The following is a 19,008-nucleotide window of genomic DNA, read 5'->3' on the forward strand; positions in this document are numbered from 1 at the left end:
CGGCTGGCCGCTCGATCTATTCCGCGGTGAATTCAATTCTCTTCGCCGCGTGGCGCAAGCAGGCCGAGTTCTTCGAGGTCCATCTGCGTGATCGGGTCCTCGTCCTCGGCGAGTTCCTCGCCCTCTCCCGGCATTGGGAAGCTGAAATTGGCCGGAATGCGTCCGGAGAGGAGACCGGCGCCCTTCAATTCCTCCACCCCCGGCAGATCCCCGAGCTCGGCCAGGCCGAAATGGTCGAGGAAGCCGTTCGTGGTTCCATAGGTCACCGGGCGGCCCGGCGACCGGCGCCGGCCGCGCATGCGGACCCAGCCGGATTCCAGCAACACGTCCAGCGTGCCTTTCGACGTCGCCACACCCCGGATTTCTTCGATTTCGGCCCGTGTTACCGGCTGGTGATAGGCGATGATCGCGAGCACTTCGAGACCTGCCCGCGACAATTTGCGTATCTCGGTCTTGTCGTCCCGGATCAGGAAGGCAAGATCGGCGGCAGTGCGAAACGCCCAGGCATCGCCGACCCTGACCAGGTTCACGCCGCGGTCGGCATAGTGGTGCATGAGCCGATCCATGACGACGCGCACGTTGATGCCCTGTGGCAGCTTGCGGACGATCAGCGCTTCGTCGACCGGTTCGGCCGAAGCAAAAATCAGCGCTTCCGCGATGCGCGCAGCTTCATCGATTTCGGCGTCGAGCCCGGACGACGTGCCGTTCTGACCAGGCTTCAGAGGAACGATATCAGCCATTGGGTTGTGCACCCGCCTTGGGGCCCCGGCGCAGGTAGATGGGGGCGAAGGGCTCGGCCTGGCGGATGTCCAGGTGCCCTTCCCGCACCAGTTCCAGCGATGCCGCGAAAGCGCTGGCCATGGCACTGGCGCGCTCCTCGGGCCGCGACAGGTAGCGCACGAGGAACTGGTCGAGCGCCGTCCACTCCTCAATCGTGCCAACCATGCGGGTGAGGATCGCGCGGGCATCGGCAAGCGACCAGACCGCACGCGAGGCGATCGTGACCGTTGTGACGGCGAGCCGCTGGCGCTGAGAGGCATAGGCGATCAGAAGATCATAGAGCGAGGCCTGGAACTTCGAGCCGCGTTCGACCTCGATCTCCTCCGGCGCCCCACGCGCGAAGACGTCGCGGCCAAGCCGGTTGCGGTTGACGAGGCGGGCTGCAGCCTCGCGCATGGCTTCGAGCCGCTTCAGCCGGAAGGCGAGTTGCGCTGCCAGCTCCTCGCCGCTTGGCCCATCGTCCTTGGCGGGCTTTGGCAAAAGCAGGCGCGATTTCAAGAACGCAAGCCAGGCCGCCATGACGAGGTAATCGGCCGCGAGTTCGAGCCGAACCTTTCGCGCCTGGTCGATGAAATCCAGGTATTGCTCGGCAAGTGCGAGGATCGAAATCCGTGCCAGATCGACACGCTGGTGCCGCGCGAGATGCAGCAGCAGATCGAGCGGGCCTTCGAAACCATCCACGTCGATATGCAGAGCTTCTTCGGGTCGGCGCTCGGGCGCATCCCAGGGCGTCGACTCCGCCGGGCTGACGGTTGTCTGGCTTGCGCTTTCGACAGGCTTCGGCAGCATCTGAACAGCCCTCTCAAGCCACGGCTTGGGTCAGTCCTTCGAATTCGTCGCGAATGGCGCGCTCGTCCGCATCGTCCCTGTACGACAAGCCTTCAAGCGCGGCTTTGGCACGTTCGAGCGGACGGCCTTCAAGGAGGGGCGTCTCGGCTGCAATGGCGGTCATCTCGTCCATGTCGCCATTGCAGTGCAGGGCCACATCGCAACCGGCAGCAAAGATCGCCCGTGTCCGGTCAGCAAAAGAGCCGGCCAGCGCCTTCATGGACACATCGTCCGACATCAATAACCCGTCGAAGCCCATCTGGCCGCGGATGATGTCGGCGATGACCTTTTTGGAGGTCGTCGCCGGATGATCGGGATCGATCGCCCGGTAGACGACATGCGCGGTCATTGCCATCGGCGCCCTGTTCAGTGCGGCAAAAGGCTTGAAATCGGTCGCTTCCAGTTCTTCGAGCGGTTCGTCCACCACCGGCAGTTCAAGGTGCGAATCGCCACGTGACCGGCCGTGGCCGGGAATGTGCTTGATGACTGGAAGAACGCCACCCGCGAGAAGACCCTGCATTGCCGCCTCGCCCATCTCCGCGACCGTGACCGGATCGGTGCCATAGGCACGATCACCAATCACGTCGTGGCTGCCGGGAACGGGAATGTCGAGAACCGGAAGGCAATCGGCATTGATCCCGAAACGGTTGAGGTCGAAGGCGTGGATGCGTGACAGTAGCCAGGCAGCGCGGAGGCCGCTCTGGCGGTCCTGGCGATAGATGTCGCCCAGGCGGGCGCCCGGTGGATAGTTGGGCGCGAATGGCTGCCGCAAACGCTGAACCCGTCCGCCTTCCTGATCGATGAAAATCGGCAGGGGCCGGTCGCCTGCGAACGACCTAAGGTCGGCAGTCAGCGCACGAAGCTGGTCGGCATCAACGATGTTTCGGGAGAAAAGAATGAAGCCCCAGGGGCGCTCTGCTTCGAAGAAGCTGCGCTCTTCCGGAAGAATTTCAGGACCTTTGAGGCCCAGGATCATCGCTTTTGATTCGGTCATTCCGCCATGATAGCGACCGAGGCAGAGACCGGGTAGCACGCCACCCGGCCATCAACATCTTTAGACGCTCCGCCCCCAAAGCCTCGTGGTCAGAACTTCGCCTCAGCGGGCGACGAAGCAGCTGCCACCGGCCGCCTGGTACCGCTCGCACAGTGCCACAGCCTCTTCGCGCGAACCGCCTGCGACCCGAACGCGGTAGAACGTTCCGCGATCAGGGATTTCGGCGGCCTGGATCTGAACCTGCCGTCCGCCGATGATCGAGCCGTAGCGCGAAGCCAGGCTGTTATAGGTCGACTGTGCCGATTCTTGCGTGGGCTGCGAGGCGATCTGCACGACATAGCCGCCCGGATTGTCGAGCGCACCGGACTGCGCAACGGCAGCCGTTTGCACAGGCTGCTCGGCGGGTGCCGCCGGCTGCGGCGCTTGCCCGGCAGCTGGCGATGTCTGGCCGACGATCGTCACCGGCTGGTCTGCCGGCCGATCGCCCGGCGTCGGCTGAGCCGGATTGCTGAAGGTCGTCGTTTGAACCGTCCTCACCGGCGCAACCGATTCCGCTGAAGCCGCTGGCACTTCGGCCTGAAGCCGCTCGCTCGCCACAGCGGGCGCGGAAGCTGCATCTGGCCGAGGCTGCGGCAGCGGGACACCCGGCGCTGGTGACGCCGCAGCAGCCTGATCCGCCGGCACCTGAGCGGTTCCATCGGTAAGACCTGCGCCCGCTTCGGCGGCTGCAATCAGTTGCGTGGCATCCAGAGCCGCCTGGTCGCTGATCGAGGCAATGCCCGCAGCCTCGTCGCCAGGGAGTTGCGCATCCTGACCAACGACCGGGACATCGGCTGCTGCCGAGAGATCCACCGGCGCGGCAGGAACGAGCGTTCCATCGGCACGGACAACGGAGGTGCGAACCATGCGGGGTGCGACACCCAGCGGATCCTCGTCGCTGACGGCGCCGCGCATGGCGAGATTGCCTTCGCCGAGGCCCGCCACATCCTCATCCATCACGTCCATGTCGTCTTCGGGCGCTCCGCCGGAGAACGGGCGGCCCTCAAGCGGCAGCACATTGGGATCGACCGTGCGTTGAACCACGTCGACGGGTTCTTCGGCACGGGAAATCAGATTGATGTCGTCGCCATTGGCGCTGCTGCCGTCGACCTGTCCATAAACGGCCTGATCCTGGTTCGGAACGGTACGGCCGCCCGGATCTTCGGGCGCGACTTTGATCGGCTCTTCACTCGCCGCGATGATGCGTGGCTCGCCGCTATCGCCGCCGGGGCTGCCCATGAAGGCATACGCGGCAAGACCGGCAGCAGCGATGATGGCGAGCGCCGCAGCGCCCGTTTTCCATGCAGGGCGCCTTGCAGCGGCTCCTTGAGCAACCGCGCCTGGGGCGATCTCTCCGCGCTCCAGGTCGGCGAACGAAATATCGTCGACATCCCGTTCATTGTCATGGTCGGGAGCAGTGCTGGATGGGCGAGTGGCCTGGCCAAAATCGAAATCGGTGAAATCGATCTGGTCCGGAAGCGGCCGCGCAGCTTCGGGTCTTGCGGCTGCCAGCGGAATGACAACAGCCGAAGCGGCACTGTTTTGTGCTGTCGATGGTTCGGCAGCCTCGTTCGGCTCGTTGCGTGCCAGAATGTCGGCGAATTCCGCTTCGAGACCCGATAGGTCGAAATCGTCGCTCGTGTCTGCGCGGGGAACCTCTTCGTCTTCCGGCAGGTCGGGCACTTCGATTTCACGGACCGGTTCGATCACGTCGCTCGTGTCGGCAACATCATGAAATTCGAAAGGCAGCACCGCCGGCGCGGCCGGTTCCTGTCGGATAGGTTTTGGCCGCGAGGCAATGGCCGCTTCGAACGACAATGCTTCCTGACGGGCCGGCTCGATGCGGGCCGGCTCGATGCGGGTGGGCTCGATGCGCGTCGGCTCGGGACGGGCTGGCTCGCTCCGCTGCGATTCGACGCGGGAATAGTCGTTTCGCACAGGTTCGGCGCGGGCTGGCGCAGGGTCGCTCGCCCGCCGACCGAGGAGCGATGCCAAGGTCGGCGCAGCGGCGACCGCTGCTGCCGCGGCGGCAATCGGTGCCGGCTGGATGATCGGTTCAGACGGCTGATCCTGCCAGCTAGCGTCCTCGGCAACCGGTGCCTCGTTCGCTTGATCGGGTGCAGCAGCGTGTTCCGCGGGCACGGGATCGGCTGCCCCGACATCCTGCAGTTCGAATTCGAAATCCGAGAAATCGAAATTGATGTCCTGTCCGTCACTGATCGACGGATCCGCAGATGACACCGGCTCGATATCCACGGATTCTTGCTCCGCAGCACTCTCACTAGGCGCCGGCTCATCGAACTCCAGATCCGTGATCGTGAGTTCTTCTATGAACGGATCCGGTTGCGGAGCTTCAGGTGCTTCGGGCGTGAAGGACAGCGCCTCGTAGGCGGGTGTGTACACCGGCTCGTTGTGGAACAGGTCCTGGGGTTCGTCGAAATCAAGATTCTCAAGTGCCGAGAAATCGAGCTCGATTTCTGGCTCTGGCTGAGGCTCCGGTGCGAACGCTACGGCAGGCTCGTCGGAGCTTTCGTAATAGGCATCTTCGGCTCCAACTGCTGGTTCGAAGGCCTCCGCTTCCAGGGCAACCGGTTCGGCATAGGCCCCAGTGTTTTGCTCTTCGGCCTGGAACGGAAGAGCTTCATATGCCTCGGTAAGGTCCTCTTCGATGGGATGCGACAGGTCTTCCGAGTACTCAACCGTCGGAGCTAGAGGTTCAACCTCGGCCTCGGGGACCGTTACTTCGGCGGCCGGCTCGGCCTTTGGCGAGCCGTAGTCGGCAAATGCGGCCTCAAGCTCGTCTGCGATATCCCAATGACCATCGTCGACGAGGGGAGCGGGGGCGACGGCGGCCGCGATCGGCTCCGCTGCGACAGGCTCGAACGGGGCTTCTTCGGCTACGATCCCGGCATCGTGATACTCAGGCTCAACAGGCGCAGTTTCAACTTGCTCGGGCGCCATCACCGCAGGCGCGGCTGCGACGGCCTGCGCTTCGTTTCCGGGCAGCGCGTATTGCACCATCTCGCGCCAGACGGCATCGTCATCGGAAGTATCGAGCGCTGAAAAATCAGTCAGAGCACTGGTGTCGGCCGGTTGAGCATAGGCGGCCAGCGCCGGCAGCGGGCTTGACGCCGTGGCCGGCTCCCAAGCCTCGACGGCCGGCTCGTCGAGCAAAGCTGTTTCGAGGTCCTCGTCGAACGAACGCAGGATCTCGTCGCTGAGTTGCGCCTCCTCAGTGGCATCGAACTCAGGGGCATCGAACTCCTCGACCCCACCAAACTCCGCTTCGATGGTCGCTTCTTCCGCAAGCTCGATCGGCGCGGACGGGCTCGCCTCGAGTTCTGCCTCTGCCGCAACAGCGTCATCGGTCTCGCCGGCAGGCGCACTTTCGCCAACGGCTTCCAGGCGCTGATCGATGGCAAGTTCAGCATTGGCGGCAGACTGAAGATCGACCTCCGGCACGGACGGTTCGGCCATCAGCAATTCGTCAGCGAGCCCGGACTGGTCTGGCAAGGCTTCGTCGGCGGCCGAGGCCATGACTGGCTCTTCGACAAGGACCGGCGGAGTATTTTCAGTAGCAGGCGGCGCATCCGATTCGACCGGCGCCGGGCGCGCTTTGAGGAAGGCCGGAATTTCCTCTTCGCTCAGTTCGACAGGCTGATGGCTTTCCGAAGGCTGAATCTCGACCGTCTCCGGCGTGATCTCAGGTGCGTCTTCGAGGCCGATCGAGCGCATGAGTTCGGCTTCGAGGTCGAATGCGGATGCATCCGCGTCCTCGGCCGAAGTCGAGTGCTGTTCGACCACTTGCTCCTCGGGCTGGTCGAAGCCCGCAATACGTGCGAGCTCCGCGAGAGGATCGCCATCCGACAGGAACGGCGCGTCTCTACCCGTGTAACGCGTCCTTTGATTGTCAGCCATAACCACTCACTCGCCCGCAAAACCAGTTTCGGATGCCAGACTATTGTGGGGAAATGGTGGCTTTGCTACCGCATTTCTTCTGGTGCTTCAGTGCCGGTCAAGGTCAGTCCGGAACGAAGGACTGCGGCGACTGCGCGCACCAGACCCAGTCTGGCGAAGCTTAATTCTCGATTTTTATCGTTAACAAAGCGTAATTCAGGGAAATCCTTCCCCTTGTTCCAGTGGCCGTGAAATTCGCTGGCCAGATCGTAGAGGTAGAATGCGATCTTGTGCGGCTCCTGTGCGATGGCGGCGCTTTCCACCATACGCGGATATTCGGCGAGTTTGCCGATCAGCTGCAATTCGCTTGGGTCGGTCAACAGGTCGAGATTTTCGGCGAATGCGGCATCGTCGAGTGCTGCATCGGGAAAGGCCTCCGCCGCCTGCCGCATCACGCTGGCGCAGCGCGCATGGGCATACTGCACATAGAAAACCGGGTTATCCTTCGACTGCTCGGTGACCTTGGCGAAATCGAAATCGAGCGGCTCGCTGCTCTTGCGATAGATCATCATGAAACGCACGGCGTCGCGGCCGACCTCGTCGACCACCTCACGCAGCGTCACGAAATCGCCGGAGCGCTTCGACATGCGGACGGGCTCGCCGTTGCGGTAGAGCTTGACGAGCTGGCACAAAAGCACCGTCAGTTTGGACTTGCCTTCGGACACCGCGCGCGCAACGGCTTCAAGCCGCTTCACGTAGCCGCCGTGGTCGGCCCCGAGCACGTAGATCATCTCGTCGAAATGGCGCTCGAACTTGTCGCGGAAATAGGCGACGTCAGCGGCAAAATACGTGAAGGTTCCGTCGGATTTCACCAGCGGCCTATCAATGTCATCGCCAACAGCGGTCGAGCGGAAAAGCGTCTGCTCGCGATCTTCCCAGTCTTCCGGCAGCTGGCCCTTCGGCGGCGGCAGCGTACCCTTGTAGACGTGGCCCTTGAAGGTCAGATCGTTGATCGCCGACAGGATCGCGCCGCCACTCCCGGCATGAAGCGAGCGTTCCGAATAGAAAACGTCGTGCACCACATTCAGCTGGGCGAGATCGGCGCGGATCATCACCATCATGGCGTCGATCGCGCGATCCGAGACGAGCGGCAGCCATTCCTCTTCCGGCATATGCTTCAGATCATCGCCGAATTCCGCCTTCAGCGCCTCGCCCACCGGCACGAGATAGTCGCCCGGATAGAGACCGGACGGGATCTCGCCGATCGTTTCGCCAAGCGCTTCGCGGTAACGGAGATAGGCGGAGCGGGCGAGGACTTGGATCTGCGCGCCGGCGTCGTTGATGTAATATTCCTTGGTGACTTCGTAGCCAGCAAAGCCAAGCAGGTTGGCGAGCGTGTCGCCCACGACGGCGCCGCGGCAGTGGCCAACATGCATCGGGCCCGTCGGGTTGGCCGAAACATATTCGACGTTGACGGCCTTGCCGGCGCCGAGCTCGGAGCGGCCGAAATCGGTGCCCTGCTTCAGGACATAGGCAAGAAGCTTCTGCCAATAGGCCGGCGACAGCTTCATGTTGATGAAGCCAGGCCCCGCGATCGAGACGGCAGCGATGTCGGGGTCGGCTTCCAGAACCGGTACGATGCGTTCGGCAAGCGCTCGCGGGTTCATACCCAGCGGCTTGGCGAGAACCAGCGCCGCATTCGTCGCAACGTCGCCATGGGAGGTGTCGCGTGGCGGCTCCACGGCAATGCGATCGAGCGGCAGACCTTCGGCAGCTGCAATGTCTTCAAGGGTTTGAAGCCCGTTCTTGATGCGGCCTTCGAAGTCTTTGAACAGATTCATCGTTTCAGTCCGAAATGCAGTCGTTCACGGCGTTGAAGAGCTCGCACGCGGTCACGACGGGGAAGCGGGAAGTCGGGCCTGCGCTAACGCAATTCAGGCGTATGGTCAAACAATCGCCGGTGCATCGACAGCGCGTAGGTGTCCGTCATCCCGGCCAGATAGTCGGCAACGTGGCGCGCCTTGTCGTCGCCCGATGCCCCCACGACGCCGTCCTGCCAGAAATGACCTTTCATCAGGCTTGGATCGTCCATCAAGGCGTCAAACAGGTCATGCAGCACCTGGGCCGCCGCCTTGCGAACCCGCATGACATCCGGATGGCGATAGAGGTTGGCGAACAGGAAACGCTTCAGTGCCTTGTCTGTCGCGGCCATTTCATCAGAGAAGACGGCAAATGCCCGGCCCGCGGCGCGGACATCGGCGGACGATTGCGGATTGACTTCCGCGATGCGGGTTTGAGCGACGGTGATGACATCTTCGACCATGGAGGTGATCTGCCGGCGCATGATCTCATGGGCGATGCGGTCGGCCTCGAGCTTCGGGTGCTGCGCCCGCATCGATGCGAGCATTTCGGCCAGGAATGGCAACTCCTCCAGCATCTCCAGTGTCAGCAGGCCGGCGCGCAGGCCGTCATCGATGTCGTGGGTGTTGTAGGCGATATCGTCCGCGATCGCCGCCACCTGCGCTTCCAGGCTCGCGAAACTGTCGAGTTCCAGATCGAGGTGGGCGTCGAAATCAAGGATCGGCTTCGGCACCGGTTTCCCGTTTGCATGCGGGCCAATCAACGGGCCGTTGTGTTTGACCAGGCCGTCGAGCGTCTCCCAGGTGAGGTTCAGGCCATCGAAATTCGCGTAGCGGCGCTCCAGCGCGGTGACGATGCGCAACGACTGCGCGTTGTGGTCGAAGCCGCCACAGTGACCCAAGACCTCGTCGAGCACATCCTCGCCCGTGTGGCCAAAGGGCGTATGGCCGAAATCATGCACGAGGGCGACAGCCTCTGCGAGATCTTCGTCAAGCCGCAGCGCACGGGCGAGACCGCGAGCGATCTGGGCCACTTCCATCGTGTGTGTGAGGCGCGTGCGGTAGTGGTCGCCTTCAAGCGCCACGAAAACCTGCGTCTTGTGTGCAAGCCGCCTGAAGGCGGTGGAATGGATGATGCGGTCGCGGTCCCGCTGGAAATCGGAGCGGGTGCGGCTTTGCTCTTCGGGAGCCAGCCGGCCGCGCGTGCGCGCCGGGTCTGCCGCATACGGTGCCCGCTCGCAAAATCCGTAGCCCAGAAGGCTCTTGTCCAGCATCTCCGCCCATCCCTTGAAGCCGCATTCACGTCTGAAGCACGAGGCGAGCGCCATTGACGCCCCCTCGCCTGCTTCATACCTATAGATATATAGTTACAGGAATTTCTGCTGCCTCTCGCGCGGCCCTGTCGACGGAGTGATCATGACCATCCAAGATATCCAGAAAGTGACATTGTCGGATGCTGCCGCCCGGCGCGTTGCGGAGATCGTTGCGGCCGAGCCGTCCAAAACGGCTCTGCGCGTCTCGGTCGAAGGCGGCGGCTGCTCAGGATTTTCCTACAAGTTCGATCTGGTTGACGACCAACAGGACGACGACCTGGTTCTTGGCGGCGAGAGCGGCAAAGTGCTGATCGATTCCATGTCACTCGTCTACATGGCCGGCTCGGAGATCGATTTTGTCGATGACCTGATGGGCCAGAGCTTCCAGATCCGCAATCCGAACGCGATCGCGTCCTGTGGCTGCGGCACCAGCTTCTCGATCTGAACGGCTGAGGCGCCGGTTTCAGCCGCCGGCGCATGTCGGCTATTCGCCTGGGCTGCTCGCGCGGCGCTTCGTCCTCGGCGCAATGATCTCAGCGGGGTTGCTGGTGATCATCGGCACGGAACTGCGCCATGCCTTGACGGACGAGCCACATGATCTATCCCTGCTCGCATTCGGCATCAGCCTCGTTCTCCTTCCCGTGGTGACCGCCGCCATTTCTTCGATCGTCGCCTCGCGGCGCCTTTCCACCCGAGCGAGATCATCGGCATGAAAATCGTCACCTGGAACATCAACGGAATCAAGGCGCGGCTCGACAATCTTCTCACCTGGCTGAAGGAGACGGATGCGGACGTGATCTGCCTTCAGGAGATCAAATCCGTCGACGAGAACTTTCCGAGACTGGAGATCGAGACACTCGGCTTCCATGTGGAGACTCACGGCCAGAAGGGCTTCAACGGTGTGGCCATCCTGTCGCGCACCTCGCCCGACGAGGTGCTTCGCGGTCTTCCGGGTGACGACGAGGACGACCACGCGCGTTTCATGGAAGCGGTCTTTTCCACCGCCTCCGGCGTCGTGCGGGTCGCTTGCATCTATTTGCCCAACGGAAATCCGATCGACACGCCGAAATTTCCCTACAAGCTCGCGTGGATGAAACGGCTTCACATCTGGCTGGAGGGGCGGCTCGCGCTCGAGGAGCCAATCGTGATCGCCGGCGACTACAACGTCATTCCGGAGCCCTACGACTGCTACAATGCGGATGCATGGCTCGGCGATGCTCTCTTCCAGCCCGAGACGCGCAACGCCTACCGCATGCTCGAAAACCTGGGCATGACCGACGCAATCCGTGCGGTCAGCGATGCGCCGGGCCTCTACACCTTCTGGGACTACCAGGCAGGCGCTTGGCAGAAGAACAACGGCATCCGCATCGACCATCTGCTGCTGTCGCCGGAAGCAGCGTCAAAGCTCGTATCCGCCGACATCGATCGGCAGGTGCGCAGTTGGGAAAAGCCATCGGACCACGTGCCCGCAGCGGCCGTTCTGGCGTTCTGAACACCTGTAGCTCGGTGACATTGCTTGTCGGGAAAACCCGGCGCATCCTGTGGATGGGAGCGCGGGAGGTGTCGCAATGCAAACGCTGGGACGAGTTGTTCTACTATCGGCACTGATGGCAACCGGATCAGCCGCGCAGGAGCCGCCCCGGGAATGGCCCAGCCAAAGCGCGATGGGCGAGGTCCAAGACCGCGGCGACGACCCTGCGATGGGCCGTGGCGGGCGATGCCGGCACCAGGGTCAGCGTGTGGCTCAGGGCGGCACGATTTGCCTGGAGGTCAATGGAGAGCGCTACAACGCGCTGTGCGGCATGGAGCTCAACAACACGTCGTGGCTGCGCCAGCCCGGCTCCTGCTGATCGGGAGCTACTGAGCAGCTACTGCCTTGCGATAAGATCCTGGGCCAGTGCGATCGCTGTGCGACGGTCGTTTTCGTCTGCGATTGAAAACGCCTGCTCCTGCAACGTGCGGATCCAGATCTTTTCGGCGTCGCCTGCCCGTTCCAAGCCGCTCGTCATGTAAGCCAGGCCACGGACGACCTGCCCTTCGGTGAAGAGCTGATGGCCCAAAAGCGCTGTAGCGCCCGCGTGGCCCGTCTGAGCCGCTCGGTTCAGCCATTTCTTAGCTTGGTGGACATCGTCGTCGCCGCCCAAGCCGTCCATCATCAGCCGAGCGAGCTCGAACTGCGCGTCGGCGAGGCCGAATGCCGAAGCAGCGTGGAAATAGAGCTGGCGCGCCTGCACCATATCGACGGCCACCGGGCTGCCCGGAATGCCGCGCTTGTAGTAGCCGGCAAGCGACATGAGGGCGTGGACGAAGTAGCCGAGATCTTCCGACCCGGGCTCGACGCCCTGCCTTGCGATCTCGTTATAGATCTTGAAGGCTTCGTAGTCGTTTTCTTCCACGCCATCGCCATAGGCGTACATGTTGGCAAGCGCCCAACGGGCACCGGGATGGCCCTTTTCGGCTGCGTAGCGATACGCTTCGACGGCGTCGTCCTTGTCGCCGTTCTTGTAGGCGGAAAAGCCGAAGCGGAAGAGATCGAACGGACCGGATTCGCGCGTCACGCCGGCATCGGGGTCGAAAGCGCGCGACGGGGTCGCCGCGATGCAGACCGTCGCGACGCTTGCGACAAAACCCATCAACCGACAAAGGCGCGACCGACGCAGCATGGTGTCAAATATCCGCATAGCAGTGTTTTTCTTTTGCGCCGCCGGGATGGGTCACAGCGCCATAGCGCGCCGATCCGACCGTCTGCGCGTATTTCCAGAGCACGCCCGAGGCGTAGTCCGTTTCCCGAGGGCTCCAATCCGCAGCGCGGGCCTTTAGTTCCTCGTCCGTTAGCTGGACGTTCAGCGTGCCGGCGACCGCATCGATCTCGATGATGTCGCCATCGCGCAGCAGGCCGATCGGACCACCTTCGGCCGCTTCAGGTCCGACATGGCCGATGCAGAAACCGCGGGTCGCACCCGAGAAACGGCCATCGGTGATAAGCGCGACCTTGTCGCCCATGCCCTGACCATAGATCGCCGCGGTCGTTGCCAGCATCTCGCGCATTCCGGGGCCGCCTTTCGGGCCCTCGTAGCGAATGACGATCACGTCGCCCTCGTTATAGGCGCGCTGGCTGACGGCCTCGAAGCAGGCTTCCTCGCTGTCGAAGCAGCGTGCGGGTCCGGAGAATTTCTGGTTCGTCATGCCGGCAACCTTCACGATCGCGCCTTCCGGCGCGAGGTTGCCCCGTAGCCCCACGACACCGCCCGTTGCCGTAATGGGCTTGTCGGCTGGGCGAACGACATCCTGCTGCTCATTCCAGCGGACATAATCCATGTTTTCGGCGATAGTGCGGCCTGTCACGGTCATGCAATCGCCATGAAGATAGCCGTGCTCGAGCATGGTCTTCATCAAGAGCGGGATACCGCCGGCCTCGAACATGTCCTTGGCCACATAGCGCCCGCCGGGCTTCAGATCGGCGATATAAGGCGTCTTACGGAAGATCTCGGCGACGTCGAAGAGATCGAACTCGATGCCGCATTCATGCGCAATGGCTGGCAGATGCAGTGCGGCGTTGGTGGACCCGCCAGTTGCGGCAACCACTGCTGCAGCATTCTCCAGCGCCTTCTTCGTCACGATGTCGCGCGGACGGATGTTGCGGGCGATGAGCTCCATCACCTTCTCGCCCGAGGCGTAGCAGAAGCGGTCGCGGATTTCGTATGGCGCCGGCGCGCCGCAGCTATAGGGCAGCGCGAGGCCGATCGCCTCGGCGACGGTGGCCATCGTGTTGGCCGTGAACTGCGCGCCGCAGGAACCAGCGGAGGGACAGGCGACCTGTTCGATCTCGAGCAGGTCCTCGTCCGACATGGCACCAACGGAGTGCTGGCCCACAGCCTCGAAGACGTCCTGAACGGTGATCTGGCGGCCGCGGAACGAGCCAGGAAGGATCGACCCGCCATAGATGAAGATCGAGGGCACGTTGAGACGGACCATCGCCATCATCATACCCGGGAGCGACTTGTCGCAACCGGCAAGACCGACGATGGCATCGTAGCAATGGCCGCGCATCGTCAACTCGACGCTGTCGGCGATGACGTCACGGGACACCAGCGACGCCTTCATGCCCTGGTGGCCCATGGCGATGCCATCGGTGACGGTGATGGTGCAGAATTCGCGCGGGGTGCCCCGGGCGGCGGCAACGCCCTTCTTCACAACCTGCGCCTGGCGCATCAGCGAGATGTTGCACGGCGCTGCCTCATTCCAGCAGCTGGCGACGCCGACGAGTGGCTGGTTGATCTCTTCAGCCGAGAGACCCATGGCGTAAAGATACGACCGGTGCGGAGCCCGCGCCGGACCTACCGTCGTATGACGGCTCGGAAGTTTCGATTTGTCGAACGACTTGACGTCCATGAATGACCCGACCCCGGCACTCTCTCTCGCTCGAACTCCGCGATCATCGCGGTCCCCCTTCGAGCCCCCTCCAACTGCCGCCGGTTTGTGGCGGCACGGGGGCAGATCATGCCCGAGGAATGGTTAGCAAACTTGTCTGCCCACGACTGTGACCAAAGCGCCACATCGCAACAAAGTGAGAGTAGCAGCGCGCAATAGACTTAGAGCAAAGCACAAAAAAACCCGGCGCATGCGCCGGGTTTCGCAGTCAACACTTGAAGCTCGTATCAGAAGCGGATGCGGGCCCCAGCCTGGATCGCACCGACGAAATCGTTGCCGAAATCGTAGGCGACATCGTCGTCGATGGACGATCCGGAGGTCAGCACGCCCAGCGCGCCGCCGAAGCGCAGTTCCACCATCTCGCTTGGCGTGTAGGACAGGCCGCCGGACACCGTCCACGTGTCCGTCTGGGTGCCGAGCGTCGTTGCCGTGCCACGGTCCCAGGTGAGCGACGCAGCACCGCTGATCGTCTCGGAGAACTTGTGACCGATGCCGGCCGACACCGTCCAGCCATCCTGGTAGAGCAGCTCAAGCGAGGTCGCCTGCGTCGGGCCACCCGCGGTGCAGGGGACAGCACTGAAAGCGGTGGGGCAGAACGGCAGCGTCTGAAGAACGCTCCAGTCGACCCACTTCACACTACCGAAGGCGAGCCAGCCCGGCGCGATGCCCGACTGTACCTTGAGCTCGACGCTCTGAGGCATGGTGGCCGTGCCGAACACGTCCGTTACGCGACCGAGAAATGGGTTTGCCGGATTGATGGCACCGGGGACCTGACGCAGATCGAGCGTGCCGGTGACGTCGCCGAGATCGACTTCGGAGTTGTAGACGAGGCTCGCGCGAAGGGCGATCTCAGGCATCTCATAGGCGGCGCCGACGCGATAGCCCCAGCCATTGCCTTCGAGATCCAGACGACCGACGCCGCTGCCGGCACCAGGTGCGAGCAGAGGAACCGGAGCGACGAGACGCTCCTTGAAGCCTTCGACTTCCTGGTAGTAGCCACCGCCGATGATGCGGAACTGGCCGGGACCGACCGCGAAGCGATAGGAACAGGTAAAGTCGGCGCTGTGGCTGTCGATCTTGGTCTCGATGTTCGAGTTCGCGCCAACCCAGTCAGCACCCGGGTTCGAGTGGGCACCCCATGGCTGGGAGTACTGCACGAGGCAGTCTGCCGCTTCGGCGAAACCGGCCTTGAAGCCGACGCGCGGGACGGCATAGCTTTCGGTGTCACGAACGCCGCTGGTCCGACCGCCACCGATGCCGTTCGAGCCAACGCCGTTGGCCGGATTGATGTCGCGGACGTTTTCGAGATCGCGCTTCGGCATGACGTAGGTCACGCTGGCGTCGGCTGCGTAGTCGCTTGGATCGAACAGGAGATCGATGTTGTAGCCGCCGCGTTCCAGGCCGCCGGCGAAAGCCTGGCTGGCTGACAATGCGACGCCAAGAGCCGTCGAAATAAGTAGTGCACGCTTCATGGTAACCCCTCCCCGATCAGTCTAGTCAAACGAGCGTGCTGGAATGGGTACTTGTTCGCGGCGGAATGGCAATATGTACGATTTGGGCGATTTCTTCTACGCGCACACACGCGGTTCAAAAGCGCTCGCTTTTCGCGCTCCATTGGGTGATCGCGACGGGATTTCAACCGGATTGAGGCACGAACGGCCCGATTTGAGACAAATTTCGGCCTTGCACCGCGATTTGTTGCTGTTGCGCAACATTCCGCCGCAAAGCAATCCATCCGTCGTTCCTGACGTGATCTGCCCTTACGTAAGGTCCTGCAAGAGGCGGATGCCGCCGGTTCCCGGCAACGGTCCCGAGTGATTCACATTGAATGAACCAGGCCATCCAGGCCAATGGGCAGAGCGGTGCAGTGATCACGCTCTGCGACGTGGAGGCGCGGTTCCTTGCGGTCCGCGCCTTCCGAATCCTCAGTCGGCCGCTGCGATCCGCTCGCGGGCCGCGACCAGCCCGGCACGCTGGGCTTCGAGTTCGGCAAGCTTCTCGCGCTCGGCTTCGACCACTTCGGGCTTGGCATTGGCAACGAACTTCTCGTTCGACAGCTTGCCGCCGATCTTGGCGAGATCCGCATCGACCTTGCCGATCGCCTTGTCGAGGCGGGCCTTTTCAGCCTCCACGTCGATCAACTGGCCGAGCGGCAGGCAATAAGTCGCCTCACCCACGACAATCTGGGCGGCACCGCGAGGTGGGGCCTCTGCGTGATCGATCGACGTGGCACGCGCCAGACGACCGATGGCGTCGCGCTGGCGTTCCAGCCGCGAAACGGTGTCGGCAGAGGCACCAACAACGACGAGCGGCGCCGTTGCCGAAGGTGGAACGTTCATCTCGGAACGCGCCGACCGGATGCCGGTGACGAGATCGACCAGCCAATTGAGTTCGCCGGCTGCCGCGTCGTCGGCGAAGTCCGGGTTGGGCCATTCGGCGTGGCACAGAAGCGTCGCACGGCCCTCGCCCGTGGCCGTCACCCGCCACAGCTCTTCCGTCATGAACGGCATGAACGGGTGCAGCAGGCGGTAGATGGAATCGAGCACGAAGCCGGCACAGGCGCGCGCCTCGGCCTGTTCGTCCGCGCTGCCGGCCATGAAGACGGGCTTCAAAAGCTCCAGATACCAATCGCAGACCTGGTTCCACACGAACCGGTAGGCGCTCGCGGCGGCTTCGTTGAAGCGGTATTCTTCCATCGCGCGCGTCATCTCACGCGCGGTCCGGGTGAGTTCGGTCAGGATCCAGCGATTGACCGGCAGCTTTGCCGATGCCGGATCGACATCCCCGCCATGAATGGCGCCGTTCATTTCGGCAAAGCGGGTGGCATTCCAGAGCTTGGTGCCGAAGTTCCGGTAGCCGGCGATGCGGGCCGGATCGAGTTTCACGTCGCGACCCTGAGCCGCCATGATCGCCAGCGTGAAGCGCAGCGCGTCGGCGCCATATTCGTCGATGAGTTCGAGCGGATCGATGACGTTGCCCTTCGACTTCGACATCTTCGCGCCGTTCTTGTCGCGAACGAGCGCATGGACATAGACCGTGTGGAACGGCTCTTCGTCCATGAAATGCAGACCCATCATCATCATGCGGGCGACCCAGAAGAAGATGATGTCGAACCCGGTGACGAGGACGTCGGTCTGGTAATAGGTGTCGAGTTCCTTCGTCTTGTCGGGCCAGCCGAGCGTGGAGAACGGCCACAGCGCGGAGGAGAACCACGTGTCGAGCACGTCCTCGTCGCGGGTCAAGATCTCGCCTGGCTTGTAGGTCTCGAGCTTCTCCTCGATCCAGGCCTTCCACGGGCCTTCATGCGAAATGTAGTGCTGGATGGCAGCGTGGAGCGCCTCCTCTTCCGTCTTTTCGACGAAAACGGTGCCATCCGGCCCATACCAGGCCGGGATCTGGTGACCCCACCACAGCTGGCGCGAGATGCACCAGGGCTGGATGTTTTCCATCCATTCAAAATAGGTCTTTTCCCAGTTCTTCGGAACGAACTTGGTGCGGCCTTCGCGGACAGAGGCAATGGCGGGCTTTGCCAATGTCGCTGCATCGGCGAACCACTGGTCGGTCAGCATCGGCTCGATGACGACGCCGGAGCGATCGCCGAAGGGCTGCATGATCATCTTGGTCTCGACGAAGGGCACGGTGTTGCCCTCGACGTCGGTCGTCATGACCGCAAGACCTTCCGCGTTGATCGCCTGAACGATCTTCTCACGCGCGGCGTAGCGGTCGAGACCACGATATTCGTCGGGAACGAGATTGATCTCGTCGATAGTCGCTTCGTCAGGCAGTTCGCCCGAACGGACGATTTCAGCAGCCTGCGCGGCGCAGGTCGCGTAGTCTTCGCCGTCGGTGCGCAGCGAGGCCGTCAGGTCCATCAGGCGGTAGAGCGGGATGTCGTTGCGCTTGGCGACAGCATAGTCGTTAAAGTCGTGCGCACCGGTGATCTTGACCGCACCGGAACCGAAATCCTTGTCGGGATATTCGTCGGTGATGATCGGGATCAGGCGGCGGTGCTCTTTAGGCCCGACGGGAATTTCGCAGAGCTTTCCGACAATCGGCGCGTAACGTTCATCCGATGGATGAACGGCAACGGCACCGTCGCCGAGCATCGTTTCCGGGCGCGTGGTCGCGATCGCGATATAATCGCGGGTCTCGCTGAGCACGACGTTTCCATCGGCATCGCGCTCGACATATTCGTAGGTTTCTCCGCCGGCCAGCGGATACCTGAAGTGCCACATTTGACCTTCGACTTCGCGATTCTCGACTTCCAAATCCGAAATCGCGGTTTCGAATTTCGGGTCCCAGTTGACCAGCCGCTTGCCGCGATAGATCAGGCCTTCCTTGTAGAGCGTGACGAACACTTCCAGGACTGCCTTGGACAGGCCCTCGTCCATGGTGAACCGTTCGCGCGAGAAATCCGCCGATGCGCCGAGGCGCTTCAGCTGGTTCATGATCATCCCGCCGGACTCGTCCTTCCACTGCCAGACGCGGTCGACGAAGGCGTCGCGGCCCATGGCACGGCGGTTGGGCTCCTGGCGTTCGGCAAGCTGGCGCTCGACGACCATCTGCGTGGCAATGCCCGCGTGGTCCATGCCCGGCTGCCACAGCACGTTCTTCCCGCGCATGCGCTCGAAACGGATCAGCGCATCCTGCAGCGTGTTGTTGAGCGCGTGGCCCATATGGAGCGAGCCGGTGACGTTCGGCGGCGGGATGACGATGGTGTAGGGATCCGCCCCTTCCTTGGCACCGGCACCGGCGCGGAAGGCATCGGCCTCTTCCCAACGCTTGGAAATTTCAGGCTCGATCGCCCGTGCATCATAGGTTTTTTCAAGCATCAACGCGGCTTTCGGGGAGAACTGGTGGTGCGGTG

The 19,008-nt window shown here is 62.8% G+C and carries 14 protein-coding genes; 4 read left to right on the forward strand and 10 right to left on the reverse strand.

The window, feature by feature from the left end:
• Nucleotides 1-32: 32 nt before the first annotated feature.
• From scpB to PU133_RS12860, 6 genes are all read right to left on the reverse strand, one after another.
• Nucleotides 33-740 carry an SMC-Scp complex subunit ScpB gene (scpB, locus tag PU133_RS12835; RefSeq protein WP_404862020.1) on the reverse strand — a complete coding sequence of 236 codons (708 nt, stop codon included), beginning with the start codon at nt 738-740 and terminating at the stop codon, nt 33-35.
• Nucleotides 733-1,569 carry a segregation and condensation protein A gene (locus PU133_RS12840; protein ID WP_404862021.1) on the reverse strand — a complete coding sequence of 279 codons (837 nt, stop codon included), beginning with the start codon at nt 1,567-1,569 and terminating at the stop codon, nt 733-735. Before PU133_RS12840 ends, scpB begins: the two co-directional genes overlap by 8 nt.
• A gap of 13 nt (nt 1,570-1,582) precedes the next feature.
• On the reverse strand, nt 1,583-2,602 hold the full coding sequence (gene nagZ / locus PU133_RS12845; protein WP_404862022.1) for a beta-N-acetylhexosaminidase: 1,020 nt from the start codon (nt 2,600-2,602) through the stop codon (nt 1,583-1,585).
• A gap of 102 nt (nt 2,603-2,704) precedes the next feature.
• Nucleotides 2,705-6,559, reverse strand: coding sequence for an SPOR domain-containing protein (locus PU133_RS12850; protein WP_404862023.1), 3,855 nt, complete (start codon nt 6,557-6,559; stop codon nt 2,705-2,707).
• 65 nt (nt 6,560-6,624) lie between these two features.
• The gene (gene argS, locus PU133_RS12855; RefSeq protein ID WP_404862024.1) at nt 6,625-8,379 is read right to left on the reverse strand and encodes an arginine--tRNA ligase; all 1,755 of its coding nucleotides are present in this window, start codon (nt 8,377-8,379) and stop codon (nt 6,625-6,627) included.
• A gap of 83 nt (nt 8,380-8,462) precedes the next feature.
• A complete protein-coding gene (locus PU133_RS12860; protein ID WP_404862025.1) occupies nt 8,463-9,671 on the reverse strand; it encodes a deoxyguanosinetriphosphate triphosphohydrolase in 1,209 nt (402 codons plus the stop codon).
• Nucleotides 9,672-9,813: 142 nt separating this feature from the next.
• Here PU133_RS12860 and erpA point away from each other — a divergent pair, with 142 nt between their 5' ends.
• The 4 genes from erpA (at nt 9,814) to PU133_RS12880 (ending at nt 11,560) form a co-directional block, all read left to right on the forward strand.
• Nucleotides 9,814-10,155 carry an iron-sulfur cluster insertion protein ErpA gene (erpA, locus tag PU133_RS12865; RefSeq protein ID WP_404862026.1) on the forward strand — a complete coding sequence of 114 codons (342 nt, stop codon included), beginning with the start codon at nt 9,814-9,816 and terminating at the stop codon, nt 10,153-10,155.
• 97 nt (nt 10,156-10,252) lie between these two features.
• Nucleotides 10,253-10,423 (forward strand): hypothetical protein, encoded by a 171-nt coding sequence (locus tag PU133_RS12870; RefSeq protein WP_404862027.1) that lies wholly within the window; start codon nt 10,253-10,255, stop codon nt 10,421-10,423.
• Nucleotides 10,420-11,202: an exodeoxyribonuclease III gene (gene xth / locus PU133_RS12875; protein ID WP_126010524.1), complete on the forward strand. Its 783-nt coding sequence runs from the start codon at nt 10,420-10,422 to the stop codon at nt 11,200-11,202. Before PU133_RS12870 ends, xth begins: the two co-directional genes overlap by 4 nt.
• Nucleotides 11,203-11,374: 172 nt before the next feature.
• The gene (locus PU133_RS12880; RefSeq protein ID WP_404862028.1) at nt 11,375-11,560 is read left to right on the forward strand and encodes a hypothetical protein; all 186 of its coding nucleotides are present in this window, start codon (nt 11,375-11,377) and stop codon (nt 11,558-11,560) included.
• An 18-nt stretch (nt 11,561-11,578) separates the two neighbouring features.
• On the opposite strand, the gene PU133_RS12885 is transcribed toward PU133_RS12880, so the two are convergent.
• The 4 genes from PU133_RS12885 to PU133_RS12900 form a co-directional block, all read right to left on the reverse strand.
• On the reverse strand, nt 11,579-12,343 hold the full coding sequence (locus PU133_RS12885) for a tetratricopeptide repeat protein (protein ID WP_404864530.1): 765 nt from the start codon (nt 12,341-12,343) through the stop codon (nt 11,579-11,581).
• A 34-nt stretch (nt 12,344-12,377) separates the two neighbouring features.
• Nucleotides 12,378-14,102 (reverse strand): dihydroxy-acid dehydratase, encoded by a 1,725-nt coding sequence (gene ilvD / locus PU133_RS12890; protein ID WP_404862029.1) that lies wholly within the window; start codon nt 14,100-14,102, stop codon nt 12,378-12,380.
• A 266-nt stretch (nt 14,103-14,368) separates the two neighbouring features.
• Nucleotides 14,369-15,613, reverse strand: coding sequence for an OmpP1/FadL family transporter (locus PU133_RS12895; RefSeq protein ID WP_404862030.1), 1,245 nt, complete (start codon nt 15,611-15,613; stop codon nt 14,369-14,371).
• A 453-nt stretch (nt 15,614-16,066) separates the two neighbouring features.
• Complete coding sequence (locus tag PU133_RS12900; RefSeq protein ID WP_404862031.1) at nt 16,067-18,973, reverse strand: valine--tRNA ligase; 2,907 nt, start codon at nt 18,971-18,973, stop codon at nt 16,067-16,069.
• Between the last annotated feature and the right edge of the window lie 35 nt (nt 18,974-19,008).

The organism is Georhizobium sp. MAB10, assembly GCF_045012825.1.
GTDB lineage: Bacteria > Pseudomonadota > Alphaproteobacteria > Rhizobiales > Rhizobiaceae > Georhizobium > Georhizobium profundi.